This is a genomic window from Microbacterium sp. (assembly GCF_031178445.1).
Lineage (GTDB): Bacteria > Actinomycetota > Actinomycetes > Actinomycetales > Microbacteriaceae > Microbacterium.
Genome location: NZ_JAPSIY010000002.1, coordinates 1 through 16,939, shown reverse-complemented (window position 1 = coordinate 16,939; position 16,939 = coordinate 1). Strand labels below are relative to the sequence as shown.

10 protein-coding genes are annotated in these 16,939 nt (G+C 69.6%); all 10 read right to left on the bottom strand.

What is annotated here, in order from left to right; genetic code table 11:
• Positions 1-2: 2 nt before the first annotated feature.
• Positions 3-1,355, bottom strand: coding sequence for a type VII secretion integral membrane protein EccD (gene eccD / locus RIN43_RS02930; RefSeq protein WP_309127385.1), 1,353 nt, complete (start codon positions 1,353-1,355; stop codon positions 3-5).
• A 74-nt stretch (positions 1,356-1,429) separates the two neighbouring features.
• A complete protein-coding gene (locus tag RIN43_RS02925; protein WP_375163698.1) occupies positions 1,430-2,143 on the bottom strand; it encodes a hypothetical protein in 714 nt (237 codons plus the stop codon).
• Entirely contained in the window at positions 2,143-3,786 is a 1,644-nt protein-coding gene (locus RIN43_RS02920; protein ID WP_309127383.1) for a protein kinase, read from the bottom strand. Before RIN43_RS02920 ends, RIN43_RS02925 begins: the two co-directional genes overlap by 1 nt.
• A complete protein-coding gene (locus tag RIN43_RS02915; RefSeq protein WP_309127382.1) occupies positions 3,783-5,216 on the bottom strand; it encodes an FHA domain-containing protein in 1,434 nt (477 codons plus the stop codon). Before RIN43_RS02915 ends, RIN43_RS02920 begins: the two co-directional genes overlap by 4 nt.
• The gene (locus tag RIN43_RS02910; protein WP_309127381.1) at positions 5,213-6,031 is read right to left on the bottom strand and encodes a protein phosphatase 2C domain-containing protein; all 819 of its coding nucleotides are present in this window, start codon (positions 6,029-6,031) and stop codon (positions 5,213-5,215) included. The genes RIN43_RS02915 and RIN43_RS02910 overlap by 4 nt, the downstream gene beginning before the upstream one ends.
• Entirely contained in the window at positions 6,028-7,386 is a 1,359-nt protein-coding gene (locus RIN43_RS02905) for an RDD family protein (protein WP_309127380.1), read from the bottom strand. The genes RIN43_RS02910 and RIN43_RS02905 overlap by 4 nt, the downstream gene beginning before the upstream one ends.
• Positions 7,383-9,773: a transglutaminase-like domain-containing protein gene (locus RIN43_RS02900; protein ID WP_309127379.1), complete on the bottom strand. Its 2,391-nt coding sequence runs from the start codon at positions 9,771-9,773 to the stop codon at positions 7,383-7,385. Before RIN43_RS02900 ends, RIN43_RS02905 begins: the two co-directional genes overlap by 4 nt.
• Positions 9,770-11,029, bottom strand: a complete 1,260-nt coding sequence (locus tag RIN43_RS02895) for a DUF58 domain-containing protein (protein ID WP_309127378.1) — start codon at positions 11,027-11,029, stop codon at positions 9,770-9,772. Before RIN43_RS02895 ends, RIN43_RS02900 begins: the two co-directional genes overlap by 4 nt.
• Entirely contained in the window at positions 11,029-12,000 is a 972-nt protein-coding gene (locus RIN43_RS02890; protein ID WP_309127377.1) for a MoxR family ATPase, read from the bottom strand. Before RIN43_RS02890 ends, RIN43_RS02895 begins: the two co-directional genes overlap by 1 nt.
• A gap of 42 nt (positions 12,001-12,042) precedes the next feature.
• Positions 12,043-16,939 (bottom strand): Ig-like domain-containing protein (locus RIN43_RS02885; RefSeq protein WP_309127376.1); only part of this gene is annotated, 4,897 nt, incomplete at its 5' end.

Sequence of the window (16,939 nt, the reverse complement as noted above, 5' to 3'; positions counted from 1 at the left end):
GATCAGAACCAGCCTCCGGCGATGATGGCCAGGGGCAGAAGCAGCGCGATCGTCGCCCACTCGGCGAAGTCGGCGAACCGGGTGAGCCCGAGCCGCGCCTTCGGGCTGAGCAGGACCACCACGATGATGCAGACGGCGGCGGCGGCGAGACCGACGACCAGTCCCCCCACCCATCCGGGATGCGCGATGATCGCCGTGACGACGCCGAGCACGACGCCCGAGAGCACTCCCGACGTCACCGCGACGATGTCGAACCGGGAATAGACCTGTCGCGTGCCGAGGAACATTCCGATGTACGTCACCGCGCACAGCAGCAGGCCCCAGATGCCCGAGGCGACCACGGGCACCGTGGCCGCCACGACGATGAGGCACACCGCGATGCGCAGGGAGACCTGATGGCGATGAGCGCGCACGTAGAGCTTCGCGACGTCCTCAGGGGAGATGCGCGTGGGTGCGTCGTAGACCTCGGAGTCGTCGCGCGCCGACACGACGCGCAGCGGCACCGACGCGAGAGCGATCCAGGGGGCGCCGAGTCCCGCGATGCCTGCGATCGCCATCGCAGCCGCCAGCGTGGCGGCCACGGGGGTGCCCAGCCAGGTGATCACCGCACCGATCACGAGGAACGCCCCGCCGATGGCGACCGGGATGAGTCCGTACTCGCGCAGGCGCTTCAGGGCGAGCATGATGACGACACCGAAGACGAGCGTCGCCGCGCTGCCGACGACGAGTGGAAGACCCCATGCGTCGCCTGAGTGCACGATCGTGTACGCCGCGACTCCGGCGTAGACGGATGAGACCAGCGCAAGCGCCATCGCCGACTGCTGCGGCGCACTCGTGCGGTCCATCACCAGTGCGCAGACCAGCAGGACGACCGCAGCGGCGCTCGCACCCGCGGGGGTGATGATCGTGCCGATCTCCACCCACGACCAGATCGCGGGGGCGAGGCCGAGGAGCAGAAGGACGGATGCGACGACGGTCGCCGTCGTCACCGAGTTCTGCGCCGACCAGGCAGGCGCATGCTCCTCGACGACATCGGCGACGGCCTCGACGAGGTCGTCGTAGCGCTTCGGCGCCGCCGCGGTCGCGCCCTGCTCGAGCACGAGGAAGTCCCCGTCGTGCACGGACTGAGCGGCCAGGGTGCGGTCACCGTCGAGCGCGGTGCCGTCGGTGCGCACCAGACGGAAGCCCGAAGAGGCCGACACGTTGTCGAGCACGCGAAGACGCCGTGTGAGCGATGGGAGCATCTCGGAGACCGGGACACCGCCCGGCACCCCGACGTCGATGCGCTGGGATTCCCACTGCACCGAGATGCGCATGAGCCGCGTCGGCGCGACAGTCGTCGTCTGAGGCGACATGGATCCCCGCTTTCCTTGAACACGCGCGTTTCACAATATCGCGCGCCGGCTTCCTCGGCTGTCAGCGCCCGGCGCTACGCCCCGGTGTCGCCGCTCGCGCCGGTGAGCGCCGCATCGAGCAGGCTCAGGTCGTCTCGGGTCACCAGACGGCTCGACACGGCGTGCTCGACGAGCCGTGCCCGCCGATTCGTGGCGAGCTTGCCCTGACCGCCCCGCATGCCCTGCACGCCGATGCGATCGAACTTGTCGCACACGTTGTCGAGCTTGCGATTGAACCGTGTGCTCGTCCACCCCAGGCGCTCGGCCGCCTTCGCAGAACTCGGGATCTCGCTGGTGCCGGTCCCCTCGCGCCGCAGCACCGGCTCGGCGAGCGCCAGGATCAGAAGCTTCTGACTCGCCGTCAGCGGCACGTTGCCGATCGTCGACTCCCCCGCATCCGCACCGTCGCGCGGGGCGATCCGGAAGGCGGGCCCCTTGGCGTGGATCGTGAGCTCGTAGGTGGTGGGCCCTGCGGTGAAGACCACCGTGGTCTGCTCGAAGACGATCGGCAGCCTTGCACCAGGCGCGAGCCAGGCGTTCACGCCGCCCGAGGAGTCAGTCACGGTGGCCGTGAGCCGCGCCCCGACGTTCGAGAGCCACCAGAGCCCGTCGGCGTTGCTGATCTCGAGGAAATGACGGTGCAGGAACAGGTTGTCATCCAGTTCCAGGTCGCCCTGCCGGCCGACGTAGAACGGCGCATCCGGGTCGAGCGAGAAGTACTCCCCCGCGTACTCCACTGTGATCTCCATCAACCCACGCATCCCCTCGCCGGTTGAGGAGAGGACCGTCCGTCAGCCCGCTTGAGGACGACCTCGATGCACGTGCGGTCCGTCCGCGCGCCCTCGAGAGTGACGGTGCTCTCCTCGGTGAACTTCGCTTCTCCCGGGCCGTCGAGGGTGACCTCGTACCAGAGGTACGAGTCGCCTTCCTCCGGCTGCGGGTTCTTCCAGGTGAAGCTGACCAGACCGCCGTCGCTGCTGCCGGTGAGCTCGGTCACCCCTGGCACGATGCTCGCGATCGGATCCTGCGGCTCGGCGGTGTCCGATGCGATCGGCTTCGGCGCGGGCACCAGCGCATCGGTGATCGCGCCTGCGAAGACGACGCCGAGCACCAGCGCGACCGCGCCGGCCGCGGCGAGCACCCAACCCCACCACGGCACCCCGGGGCGCTTCGCGACGCTGTCCGCGGATGCCGTGGGAGCGTGCGAAGGCGCGGGCTCGGGCGTGGGCCGCGAGGCAGGAGCCGACGGCGCCGGGTGCCCGCCGGGGGCGACGACGGTGGGTCGCCGCAGCAGAGTCGCCTCGTCGTCTTCGGGCTCGGGCGATGCCGCGCGGCGCTGCGTCTCCTCGTACGCCTGCGCGGAAGGCGGCGCGTCGAAGCGGGGCACATCCGCCGACCGTTCGGGCTGCTTGCGCACCGTCGTGGCGGAGGGACGCGTCGACGACTGCGTGTCCGGGTTGATCGAGCGCACCTCGCGCACGCGGGTCAGGCCGTCGTCGTCGTCCTCGTCGCCATCGTGGTGCGGATGCTCGTCGACGATGTCGATCGGTGTCACCGAATGCGCCAGCTCGATCTGCACCTTCTGCAGAGCGCGGGCGAATGCGACGGCGCTCGGATACCGCTCCTCAGGCCGCTTCGCCATGGCGCGTGCCAGCGTGACCTGCAGGCTGTCCGGCACGTCGGCGCGGCCGAGGGAAGGCACCGCCATGCGTTCGATGCGCTCGATCAGATCAGCGCTTGTGTTGCGCTCGCCCTTGCGCTCGAACGGCGAGCGCCCCGACAGCAGGGTGTACACAGTCGCACCGAGCGCATAGACGTCGGTGCGCACGCCTGTGGTCGGGTTGTCGGCGAAGGACTCTGGCGGCGACCACGGGATCGACATTCCCGCCGCCTCGCCGGTGGTGCCCGTCGTCGAGGCGATGCCGAAGTCGGTGAGCGCCGGCCGGTTGTACGCGGTCACCAGGATGTTCGCCGGTTTGATGTCCCGATGCAGCACGCCGGCGCGATGCGCCGTCTCGACGGCCCCGCTCACCTGGACGCCGACCCGGAGGGCCTCCGCCACTGAGAACGGCTCCTTGCGGGTGCGGATCTGCAGGTTCGGCTTGGGACAGTACTCCATGACGAGGTAGGGGCGGCCGTCTTCGGCCACTCCCGCCTGGTAGATGGTGACGATGGCGGGGTGCGTCGACAGCAGCGCCATCACGTTGGCCTCGTTGGTGAACTCCGCCGCGGCGCCCGCGGTGAGCCGGTCGGCCAGCAGCACCTTGACGGCGACCTCCCGTTTGGGGAGCTGCTGCTCATAGAGGAAGACGTCGGCGAAACCGCCGGTGCCGAGGGGCCGGAGGTAGCTGAAGCCCGGCAGCTCGGGCGGCGGCGACGGCGCGCGCGTCATCCGACTTCCTCGAGCGTGACCGTCACCCCATCGCCCAGGTCGATCACGTCACCCCCGAGCACGAGCGTCTGCTCGCCGGGGTGCAGGCGCACCGGGTCCGCGCCGGGGCGCAGGAGGGTGGAGCCGTTGGTGGTGTGCAGGTCGATCACGACGACCGAATCGCCCTCGGGTCGCACCTCGAGGTGGTTGCGGGAGATGTCGGCCGACGGACTCTCGACGGCGATGAGGTGCGGCAGGGACGTTCCGCTCGCGCGCGTGGAGCGGGGCTTACGCCCGATGATGACCGGCCGGTCGAGGTCGACCGCCTGCCCTGTCGACAGGCGGATCCGCATCGCGAAGTCGTGGGACGCGTCCCCTGGCAGCACGGGAAGCACCTCGGTCGGTGCATCCGGCGCCGAAGTCGTTCCGCGCAGCCGTCGCGCCTCGGCGACCGAGATCGTCGCGCCGTCGTGGTCGCCGATGTCGAGGCCCGGCGCGGGGGGTGGGGTCACAGCCCACGGATCGGGAGTCGGAGGTGCGACAGTCGCCGGCACGATCGCCTCCGGCGCGGGCGGAGACGATGGAGAGAACTCGGCGCCGGAGCTCGGCGCGATCGTCGCGCTGAGGTCGTGCTCCGCCCCCTCACCGTCGTCGTCGCTCGCCGCGGCGACTTCGGTGTCCGCGATGTCGTCGGGACGGATGGTCTCGGTCGGCACCTCGTCGAGAGGGGTCGTCCTGGGCAAGAGCTCGTCGGGCATGATCGTGTCGGACGGCGCTTCGTCGTGCTCGGGCTCGTCCGGCGACGACGCGCCGGCCGCCTCCGGCTCGGCGTCCGCGTCTTCGTGCGCGTCAGGCTCTGCCGAGTACGGCTCGGGCTCGGACTCGAAGCCGGCCTCGGTCTCGGCGGCCGGCTCCACCGGCTCCGACTCGGCCGACTGCGCCTCGTAGTCCGGCGCGACTGGCCCGGGCAGAGCACCGGCGCCTTCCTCGTCTGCGTCGTCGGCGCCTTCCTCGTCCGGCGAGTCGAAAGGCTCGCCGACCCGGATGCCGGAGGCCAGCACGACGCCCGAGCGGATCGGGTACTCCGCCGCCTCCGGCGCTTCTCCGAAACCGATCTCGAATCGCGCGGGACCTGCGATGAAGCGCTCGCTCCAGGTCGTGATGTCCTCGCCCGAGAAGCTCTCGTCGCGGCCGGTGGTCACTGTCACGGCGCCGCGCACTGCGAATCGGGTGCCGTTGGCCCCGATGAGGGCGACGGCGAACGAGCCGAGGCCGGTGATGGCCCCACCCAAGAGCACGTCGATGGCCTCGGTCAGCTCCGGCACCCTGCGACCGAGCATCTCGGAGAGGGCGACGACCTTGTCGGCGCTCGCGTCTGCGGGAAGGGCGGCGACGCCGGACTCCTCGACGACGACCTGCCATTCACCCGTTCGGTAGACCACGCCACTCATCGCATTCCTCCATCCAGTGCGGCACGCGGACGCGTGTCGTCGATGTCATCCGCTTCGTCGGCCTGCACGTGAACTCCGCGCACCGACGCCACGGTCAACGCGTCGACGATCACGACGGTCACGTTGTCGCGCCCCCCGGCGCGCACTGCTTCTGCAGTCAGGATATCCGCAGCGCGCTGCGGGTCGGGTTCGCTTGCGAGCACCTCGGCGATGCGCGCATCCGTCAGCTCGGTCGTCAGTCCGTCCGAGCAGACCAGCATCCGGTCTCCGCGCTCGGCGGGGAACAGCCAGTAGTCCGCATCGCCTACGCTCCCCGCCCCGATCGCCCTGGTGATGATGTTGCGGCGCGAGTCGGTCTTCGCCTGTTCCGGAGTGATCTCGCCCTCGTCGATCAGCTCCTGCACATAGGAGTGATCGACGGTGATCTGCTCGAGCTGTCCATCGGCGAACTGGTAGGTGCGGGAATCGCCGATGTTGAGCACGAGCCAGTAGCCGAGGCCGTCGACCGTGGCGATCGCGACCCCGCTGAGCGTCGTGCCGGCACCGGCGGCGCCGTGATGGCCCAGCGTCCCGACCGCTGAGCGCGCCGAAGCCAGCGCATCCCGCACCTCTCCGATCGAGAGGGTCTCTGCGCCGATCAGCCGCGAGAAGTGCTCGATGACGGTGGCGCTGGCGAGCTCGCCCGCATCATGCCCGCCCATGCCGTCGGCGACGATGAACAGCGGCGCCGCAGCGAGAAACGCGTCCTCATTGAGCCTGCGGCGCGCGCCGACGTCGGTAGCCCCGGCACTGGCCGTGATGATCGGCGCACTCACACGTACCCGCCGATCGTCACGATGCGATCACCGATCTCGAGCGCATCCCCCAGGCGCACCGGGACGCGCTGGCCAGGAGGACACGCGATACGCACGCCCTCGCGAACGATCGTCGTCCCGTTCGTCGACTGGCGATCCATCACCCAGCCGCCGCTCGCGGTCGCCCCGGCTTCGAAATGCGTCTTCGACAGCGAACGCGTCTCGTCACGGACCGAGACGTTCGTCGCGCCGTCGCCGTCCTCGGGATTGCGTCCGAAGACCGTGCGTCCGGACACGGTCGCACGCTGTCCGTCGTCCCAGGTGAACACGAGACGGTGCCCCGGCACGCTGATGCGGGTGGACTCGATGTCCTCAGCGTCGTCGTCCTCCGATGCGTGTGAGCGCACGACGGGAGCCGCGGGCGCCGAGGGCTCGGCGGGTGCGGGCACGACGGTGGGGGGAGCCGGCGCGGAGGCAGGGGCAGCCGGGGACGCGACGGGCGGTGACGGCAACGCGGGCTCCGACGCGATATGCGGGGCAGGTTCGGGGCTCGCCGTTCTGCGCAGCGGCTCCTGGGTGACGCCGGGCACGAACGAGATCAGCGGATCGTCGGGCAGATCGCGGCTGATGCGCGGCGGCGACAACACCGTGTGCTCGGTGAACTCATCGTCTGCAGGCTCTCCCGGCAGCGCTGCGGCCTCGGCCGACGCCGCAGGCTCCGCCGCGGCGGGTACGGCATCCGGCACCGGCGGCCGAGCGAACGCCGCGGCCGGCGGGGCGAACCCGTTCGCAGGCTGAGCGAATCCCGGCATCGAGTCGGCAGGCATCGCGAATCCCGGCATCGAGCCGGCGGACGGCGGGGCGGCGGGCGCGTTGACATCGTCCGGGACCACCTGCGCGACGGAGTCCGCGTACGGCGCCGGGCCAGTTGCCGAGCGGTCGTCGAGCATCACGGCGCCTGCGACCTTGTCGTGCCAGCCTTGGAACCGACCCGAGCCGTCGAACAGCACGGTGAAGTAGCCGACGACGATCGATGCGGCGAGGCCCCAGATCACGTTGCGCAGCAGCGCGCGCCCGAAGCCGAGCGGCGCACCGTCCGTCGCGTTCGCCAGCCGGATGCCCTGTGTGCGCATCCCGATCGAGCCGCGGCCCGCCTGCATGATCGTGTACACGATGAGCCACGCGAGGCCCAGGATGCTGAACAGCGGTGCGGCGACCACGAGTGCGGTGAGCAGGCTGCCGCTCGTCGCGGCAACCACGATCATCGCGATGGTGGGGATGATGACGCTGACGACGCCGCCGATGGCCGCGTCGATGATGTAGGCGATCGCTCGCCGTCTGATCGGAGCGACGTCGCCGAGGGGAAGCATCGTCATGGGGTCTCGCTCTCGTGTCGCGCGGTGTTCTTGTCGATGTTGCCAGGTTCGCGGCGCACGCGTGCCGCCGCGGCATCCTTCAGGTCCTGCATCCTGGCGGCCATCCGGCCGTTCCCGGTGAGGGAGCGGATGCTGAGCCGCGCCTTCATGCGCTTCCAGAACCCGGCGTTCTCGCCCAGGCCGCCGACGACCGCGTCCACTTCGGCCCAGAACGCCTCGACGTCCTGCTCGCTCGGCTCGTGCGGTCCGAAGACCTGACCGTCTGCGCGGTCGGCGAGCGCGGTCACGGTCGGAACCTCGAGCGCGGCCGAGACCGTCGCCGCCTCCTCGATCCGGGTGGCGCCCGGCGCGAGGCGGGCGCCGTAATCGATCGCTCGGTCGGTGAGCTCGTCCCAGCCGCCGCTGATCCGGTCGGACGCGCTGTCGGCGCTGCGCCTGGCACGCCGCCTCGCGGCCTTCCAGGCGCCGATCACGATGAAGGGCGAACTGAGGATGAGCAGCACGAGCAGCGAGATCCCGCCGATGGCGAGGATGATCCCGATGATCCCCAGGATGTTCAGCGAGTCGTCCTGCGGCTCGCGGTCATCCGGCACGGTCGGGGGAAGGTCCACCGGCTCCTGCGGCGGGGGCGGCGGCTGCAGCACCTGCGGCTTCGGATCGACCTTCGGTTTGGTGTTCTGGTCGTTCGGGACCTTGTCCTCGGGCGGTGTGGGGCTGAACGGCAGCCAGCCGAAGCCCTCGAAGTTGACCTCGACCCAGGCGTGCACGTCCTCGCCCGTCGCGGTGAAGACGGGATCACCCGCCTTCTCCTTCTTCGGGTAGTAGCCCATGACCACGCGGGCGGGAATGCCGATCTCGTTCGCGGCGAGGGCCATCACGACGGCGTACTGCTCGTCGTCGCCGATCATCTGATCGCCGCCGAGCAGCGTGCCGATGCGCTCGGCGGTGTGACCCGCCCGTGAGAGCACCTCCCCCTCGAGGCCGTGGCTGAAGAAGCCGCCCTCGGCGAAGTACGACTCGAGCGCCCTCACCTTCTCGATCGGCGACTCGGCGTCGGTCGTCTCGTCGGCGGCGATGTTCCCGAGGTCCTCGGGGACGTTCGTCAGCTCGGGCAGCTTGATGTTGCCGAAGTCGACGCCCTTCAGCTGCTCATCCGTGACCTCCGCGGGCACGACCGCCTCGACCGTGTACGCGTCGCCCTTCTTGAGCCCGGCCGTGACGACCGTCGTGCCGGTACCGGTGTTGTGATAGGCGCTGCGACGCAGGTCTTCGGCCCTGGCACCGTCAAACAGTACATCGTCGGCGGCGGCGATGCCCGGCACCCACACACCGGAGTAGTCCACGACCTCGATCCGCAGCGACACCGGCACCCCCTCGGCCTCCGGTGCCATGTCCGAGCGCAGTGGCGTGAACGCGCTGGAGGTCTCGGGCCCGCCATCGGTGACGTTGTAGACGATGCCGTCCCAGTCATCCATCGCGGCAAGGCGGATGCGTGCACCCTCCGGCAGGCCGGAGACGGTGAACAGGGTCTTCTGCTTCTGGTCGCGCACCGTCTTGCGGAACGACTGGAGCGGGCTCGGATAGTCGCGCACGTTGAACGGCGGGATGATCGCATCGCGGAAGACGTGGCGCGGCTGGACCGGTGCCGTCGCGGCGCTCGCCGCCACGCCGCCGCCGGCGGCGACCGCGACGACGGCGACTGCGCCGATGAGACGCCGCACGCGCATATGCGCGGCTCTCGCGGGATCCGCCTCGGCGACGTCGACGGCGCTGTGCTGCGGCACCCACCAGCTGCGCAGCGACAGCCAGAAGACGCTGGCCGCGGCCAGGACGATGCCCTGCACGAGCGGGAAGGCCGGCTGCGGGACGCCGAGGGCGATGACGAGGATCAGAGCACCGACGATCGGGACCAACGCCCAGCCGACCCGGCGCAGCCGAAGCGCGAGCGATGCCGCTGTGACGCTGGAGACGAGCGCCACGATGAAGGGGACGAGGAGATGCCCGTCGGCCGCCGAGACGGGGGCGACGGTGGTGAGCAGCTGCTTCCAGGAGGTCACGACGCCGATGGCGAGTGCCACGAGCGTGTCGATCGACGGGACGACCCCGGCGATGGCCGTGTGCGGGAGAGCGAGGGCCCCGCCGAACACGAAGTACACCGCCACGGTGAGGCCCGTGATGATCAGGATGCCCCAGCCGCGCCACGCGCACAGCGCGGCGACGGCGAGACCGAGCAGGATGCCGCCGACGGCCGCGGGTGCGAAGCTCGGGCCCGCGAAGGTGGGCCAGAAGCCCGCGGACGCCACGACGAGAAGCACGGCGACAGCCGTGAGGTCGAGCACCCAGCGGCGGACGGGGTGGGCCACGGAGGTGGAGGCGGTGGCGGTCATGCGAGCACCTTCTGCAGGGCGAGGGGAAGCTGTTCGAGTGCGCCGATCGTGACCACGTCGGCATCGCCGATCTTGCGCAGCGCGGGCCGGTCGAGGCCGGTCTGCACGACGACGGCCAGCACACGGGCGCCGAAGGGCAGGCGCGCGCAGGCGACCCGCAGATCCTCGGTGGACACTGTCGAACCGCAGACGAGGACGACGACGCTGGCGAGGGGCATGTGGGCAGCGAGCACGCCCGCAAGCTCGGGGACCCCTCCCTCGCGCGGGCGGGAGTGCTCGACGGTCGAGAGGGAGTCGAGCAGTTGCTTGCCGGTGCCTGCGGCGAGCTCACGCCCCTGCACCCGGGCATCGACGCGCTGCGAATCGCGCAGGGCGCGCAGTCCGATGGAGCCTGCGACGGAGATGCCCAGCTCGAAGTCGTCGTCCACGCGGTAGTCGCCGCTGGAGCGGGACAGCCCGATGACGAAGTGCGAGCGGCGGGTCTCCTCGAACTGGCGCACCATCATGGTGCCGGTGCGCGCCGTCGACCTCCAGTGCACGTGACGCAGGTCGTCGCCGGGCTGGTACTCGAGCAGCGCGTGGAAGGACACGTCGTCGCGGGAGAGGTCGGTCGCCGGCATGCCCTCGAGGTCGCGGAGGAAGCCGAGAGACTGGCCGCCGAACAGCACGGTCTTCGGATGCACGTACAGGTCGACGGGATCGTCACGACGGTGTGCGCGTTCGAACAGGCCGAGCGGGTCGCCTCGCACCACGCTCACGGGGCCGACCTCGACGACGCCGCGGCGCTGGGTCGGGATGGTGAAGAGCTCCTCCGCCTGCTGACCGGGTGCGAGGCGCTGGATGGAGAACTCACCGCGCCCCGCGCCGACGGGGAGCACCACGCGTGAAGGCAGGATAGCTCGCGTGCCGCTGTTGGTCAGTGTGAGGGCGCCGACGGCCCTCTCACCGACGACGACGCGGGTGCGTGCCAGGTCGAGCGAGACGTCGTACTCCGTGCGGCCGATCAGGAACGCGGAGCACAGTACCACCGCCACGGCCAGCACGAGGGCGGCGACGATGAGCTCCTGCCATCCCATCAGCACTCCGCTGATCCAGAACGCGATGGCGAGTGCCATCAACGTCCAGCCGAGCGGGCGGACGACGGCGGCGATGCTCCGCAGCCGGTCGAGCGCGCGGACGGCGAGCACTGCGACGATGTCGCGCCAGCCGGCCTCGCGCTCCCCCGCCTGAGGAGCGGCGATCGTCCCTGATGACATCAGGCCGCCGTTCGCGCCTGAGGCGCAGCGACGCCCTCGAGCACGCGACCGATCACGCTGTCGGCGGAGGTGCCTGCGAACTCCGCCTCGGCGTCGAGCAGCAGACGGTGCTGCCACACCGGGCGGGCGAGCGCCTTGATGTCGTCGGGCAGCACATAGTGCCGGCCGTGTGCGGCCGCCCACACCTTCGCGATGCGGATCATGGCGATCGCACCGCGCACCGAGACGCCCAGCTTGATCGCGGAGTCCTTGCGGGTGGCTTCGGCCAGTTCGGCCGTGTACCGCAGCACCGCGGACTCGACGTGGACGGTCGCACCGAGGTCGGCCATGTCGGCGACGGCCCCCGTGGTGATCACCGCGCTCAGCCCGGCCGAGGGGTTGCGCTGCGCGGCACCGGCGAGGATGCTCTCGGTCACGGCGAGGTCGGGGTATCCGATCGACGTCTTGATGAGGAACCGGTCGAGCTGCGCCTCGGGCAGCTTGTAGGTTCCGGCCTGCTCGACCGGGTTCTGGGTCGCGATCACGAGGAAGGGACGGCCCGCCTCGTGCGTGACGCCGTCGACGGTCACACGCGACTCCTCCATGACCTCGAGCAGTGCGGACTGGGTCTTCGGCGATGCGCGGTTGATCTCGTCGGCCAGCACGATCGACGCGAAGATCGGGCCCTTGTGGAACTCGAATCGATGCGCCTGCTGGTCGTAGATCGTCACACCGGTGACGTCGGAGGGGAGCAGGTCGGGCGTGAACTGGATGCGGGAGCTGGTGCCTTGCACGGTGGCCGCGAGCGCCTTGGCGAGGCTGGTCTTCCCGGTTCCCGGTGCGTCCTCGAGCAGCACGTGACCTTCGGCCAACATGGCCGCGATCACGAGGCTGACGACGTCCGGCTTGCCCTGCAGCGCCTTGTCGACGTTCTCGACGAGACGGTGGAAGGTGCCCTGGAACCAGGCGGCCTGTTCGGGAGTCATGCTCATGTCAGTTCGTTTCTCTCGTTGTCTGATGTCTCACGGGCGCACCTATGGTCTCGCCCAGAATCGCTTCTCGGTGTCGACAGCGTCGCCCCAGTTCAGGACATCGACCCAGACGTCGACGCCGTCTCTGCCCTGGTAGCAGGACAGCTGCTGCGAACCGCTTCCGTTGAAGTTGATCGAGTACGTGGCCGTCCCGATCTTGCCGTCCGAGGTGTCGGAGTAGCAATGCACCGACCTCGTGCCGAGGTTGGCGTTCTCCCAGTTGACGACGAACTTGCGACAGCCGTTCACGCAACTCGCTGTCGCGTCGCCCTGTGTGACCCAGATCTTCGGCTGCGGTGGAGCATCCGTCGTCGCCCGATACGTGGGCGACTCGGCCGCGCCGCCCTCGGCTTCCACACGCACCTTGATGGTGTGCGTCTGGCTGTAGCCGTTGCCGCGGTCGACTGAGCCGGAGAGCGCGGATCGCCTCTCCCAGCCGCCGCCGTTGATGCTCGTGTACACCGTGATGGGGCGACCGTTATAGGAGTTGCTGGCGTTCCAGCTCAGACGCACAGAGGTGCCGAGGTTCTGCGCGTTGCCCGTCGGCGCGTGCGGCGCACCGAACGGCACGACCTGGTTCGACGTCCCCGCCGGCCCGGGGTTCGACTGCTGTCCGCCGACGACGGAGTAGGCGCGCACCTGCACGGTGTAGGTGGTGCCGTTCCGTGCGGGGATGTCCGACGAGCCGTTCCAGTTCGTCCACCCGCCGCCGGTGATCAGGTACTGGTAGCGGAGCTCCTCCTTCTTCGCACCGTTCCAGGCCGACTCGGGCATCGTGAACTGCACCCGGATGGCGTTGTCCAGAGGCGTCGCCTGCACGTTCGTCGGCGCCCCGGGCTGGCCGAAGGCACGCTGCGGCGCTGACTGCGGGCTGAGCTGCCCCCAGCCGGCCTTGTTCTTCGCCCTCACCGCGTATGTGTAATCGCTGGAGTTCGTGGGAACCGGCACCGTCTGCGAGGTCTGGCCGCCCCCGACCGGCACGCGCTTGAACTCCGCGCCGCCGCGGTAGACGACGAGGTCGTAGGCCGCGATGGCGTCGCCGTTCTGCGGCGCCGCGTCCCACGTCACGGTCATCTGCGCCTCGCTGCCGACTGAGGGCGCGCTACTCACCCTGGGCGCACCGACGGTGCCGGGCGGGCCGGCCGGGATCTCCGGCAGCGAGTACGCGCTCCACTCGGACGGGTCTGGTGCCTTGTTGTGGGCGCGGACGCGAACGGTGTAGCTCGTGCCGTTCTCCAACCCCTCCCACACCAGCGAGTTGCCCGTGACACCGGCCTTCTGCCCGATGCCCGACGGCGGGATCGGCGAGATCTCCAGCGTGTACGAATCCACCGGCGACCCGCTCGACGGCGGCGTCGTCCACGACACATCCAACGACTTGTCGCCGAACACCAGCGTCGGCGGAATCGGCGTATCAGGACGCGTGTCAGGGCGCGCGGGCGCGGACGGGGGCGACGCAGGGCCCTCGCCGACGCGGTTGTGCGCCGTCACCTCGAACGTGTACTCGACGTTGTTCGTGAGATTGTCCAAGGTGCAGGTCGTCGACGCGCACGTCTTCGAGTACGGCTGGCCCGACACCGACTTCACCGTGTACTCCGTGATCTCCGCCCCGTTGTTCGACGGCGACGACCACGCCAGTACGACCGTGCGGTCCTCCACGGCCGAGACGGTCGGCTTGCCAGGGGCCTCCGGGACACCCTGCACGGTGACGGTCACGCGACCGTCGACCTCCCGATCCGGGTCCTTGGTCGCATCCTGGATGCGGTAGCGCACCACCATCACCCCGACGAAGTCCGCTCCAGGCGTGATCTCCACCTCGTCGCCGACGACCTTCGCGGCGCCGGATCCGCTTTCGACCTGGGCGGTGAGCAGTTCGAGCGGCTCACCGTCGGCCTCGAACGGGTTGATGTCGTTCTGCAGCACCGGCACACGTATCGTCTCGCCCTGGTCCGCCTCGTCGATCGTGTCGGGACTCGCCACGGGAAGACTGCGGGTGGACGCCGTCACGAGCACCTCGACCGTCCCCTCCACCGGTTCCGTGGTGCCGTCGGTGATCTCGACACCGACGGTGACGACCGTGCCCTTCGGCGTGTTCGAGGCCGCCTCTGCGAGCAACTGATTCCCGTCGACGCGGGCGGACACGCCTTCGCCCGGAGCATCCGTGATCGAGAAGCGCAGCTTGTCGGCATCATCCGGATCAGGATCGGTCGTCAGAGCGGCCAGATCCAGCACGGTCGCCTTCTCGCCCGGGGCGACCTGCATCTGCCCGTTAACGAAGGTAGGCGGCTGGTTGTCGGGCGGCAGCACCACGATGGGGATCGTCAGCACGGCCTTTCGGCCCTCCGGGTCGTCAGGACCGGTGCCGTCGGTGACCTCGAACGTGAGCGCGTCGTCGCCGAAGTAGTTCTCCTTGGACGTGTAGACCAGCGTGGTCTCATCCTTGATGAGGTTGTCGCCGTTCGCGTTCACCGCACTGACCTTCGCCGCTTCCGTGAGGCGCACATCACCACCGCCTGCGACCGTGACGTACTCCGAGAGGGGCAGCTCCTTGGTCTCACCGCTCTTCACCTCGAGCGGTTTCGCGGAGGAAAGGGTGGGACGCAGTTCGCTCATCGCGGGGACGAAGATGAACGCCGAGGCGGTCTTGTCGTCCTGGTCGGTCACGGTGTACCGGATCAGCTGGCGGTTCTCCTCGACCGTCACCCGCGCCTTGCCGTCGTCCAGCAGGCGGGCCCCGGCCTCGACCTCGACCTGAAGGCCCTCCACCGTGCCATCGGGGTCTTCGTCGTTGCGGAGGATGTCGAGGTCGACGGTCAGACCGTCTTTCACATCCGACACCTGCACCCTGTCATCGCGGGCGATCGGCGTCATCAGCGGCACATCCTCATCGACGGTGACCGAGATCGCCGCGGTCGCCTCGGCGCCCTTCGCATCACGGATCGTGTACTGCAGCGAGGTCTCCAGCTCGCGGTCGGGCACGTCGATGATCACGCGGTCGCCCGACACCTCGGCCGTCACACCCTGCTCGTCAGACCGGGTCAGGCCGTCGGTGACGATCCCGATGCGGTCGCCCTCGGGGTCGGAGTCGTTGACCAGCACGGGGACCGCCACCGAGCGGCCCGGTCGCACGATCACCGCATCGCGCACGGCGTACGGCGCCTGGTTCATCGCTTCGGGCGGTGCGATGCCGACGCGGATCGTGGCGGTGCCCTCCTGCCCGAGCCGGTCGCGCACGCGGTAGCTGAAGGTGTCCACCCCCGCCGATCCGGCGAACGCCTCGTAGGTGAGGAAGTTGGGACCCAGGTCTGCGATGCGTCCCTTCGAGGGGGCCTGGTCGATGCCGAGCAGCTCGACCGAGTCGCCGTCGGCGTCGAGTCCGTCCAGCGGCACGGAGATGTTCACGCTCGAGCCCGCGAGTGCCCGTGCGGTCAGATCACGCGGCTTCGGGGCGGCGTTTCGCTTCTCATCGACGGGCAGGATCTGCACGGTCACAAGACCGCCGTCCTTCTGCCCCATCGAGTCGACCGCTTCGTAGGTCAGGTAGACGGTCTGCGGGTCCGACCCGGCACGGAAGCGCACCACGTCCTGCGAAACGAATGCCTCGCCGGCCTCAGGGTCGGCCGGGGGCTCGACGAGTTCAGGCATCACATGGAGCGTGTCGCCGCTCGGGTGCACGTCGTTGTCGAGCACGGGGATCGTGACGACATCTCCGGCGCGGACGACGACCTCGTCGTCGTTGGCCACCGGGGGCAGCAGCTTGGTCGGTGCGGGGATGGGGATGACGATCACGTCACCCTCCGCAGACTTCGATCCGTTCGAGATGCGGTAGCTGATGCGCACCTGCTCATCCAGCGCGCCTTCGTCACTGATCCGCAGGGTCTCGTGATTCAGCACCGACACGGCGATGCCGCTCTGCGGCGGCACCGTCACCGACTGCACCACCAGCACACCGCCCGAAGGGTCGGTGTCATTGCCCAGCACGCCGATCAGCGCCTCACTGCCCTTCGGCAGCAGAGCCACATCACGCACCGCCACGGGCGGCAGCTCGCTCTCCTGCTTATCGAGCACATCCACCCTCACCAGGCCCTTGGCGGGCTTCGGTCCCGCGGTGGCCAGGTACTGCACGTAATAGGTGCCGGCGGTGCCGGACTTGAATGTGAACTGCTTGTTCGGATAGTCGGGGACGATGGTGGCGCCCGGGGTCTCCTCGACCCGCGCCAGGCGCAGCTGCTCCTGGCCCGAGCTGGTGTCGTTGGACAGTGGTGAGACCGAGACCGTCTCACCCACGCGGGTGACGACGTGGTCGGCGTTGGTGAGCGGGTTCGTCGTGCCGGCCGGCTTCACATCCAACAGGATGGTGCCGTTGGAGACCTCGCCGAGCGCATCGGCGACCGTGACCTCGACGTTCTTGCGACCCTGAAGGCTCGCGACGGCCTTGTAGGTGATCTGCCCGTCGGTGGTGAACTCCACTTCGTCGCCAGGGGCGGCGGAGACGGACTTCAGGTAGATGTCGTCGCCCTCCGGATCGAGCCAGTCCGGGAGCACGTTGTACGACACGGTCCCACCGGTCTCGACTGACAGCTTTGTGGTGCGCTTGGGTCTCGGCGCCGAGTTCGATTCCCAATCGTGCACGGTGACGTTCACGATGGCGGTGTCCTTGCCCTTGCGTCCGTCATCGACCTCGTACTCGAAGGATGCCGAACCCTTCGCGCCCTCGGGGACGTCGATCTGCAGCGCAGCGCCGTTGAAGATCGGTTGCACGTCACCCACCGACGGTTGCTTGCCCGCGAGGGTCGCCGCCAGCACGTCGCCGTCGGGGTCGTTGTCGTTGTCGAGGACCGGAAGCAGCGTGCTGCCGCCCGGCCGCACGCCGAGCTCGTCGTCCTCGGCGGTGGGCGGG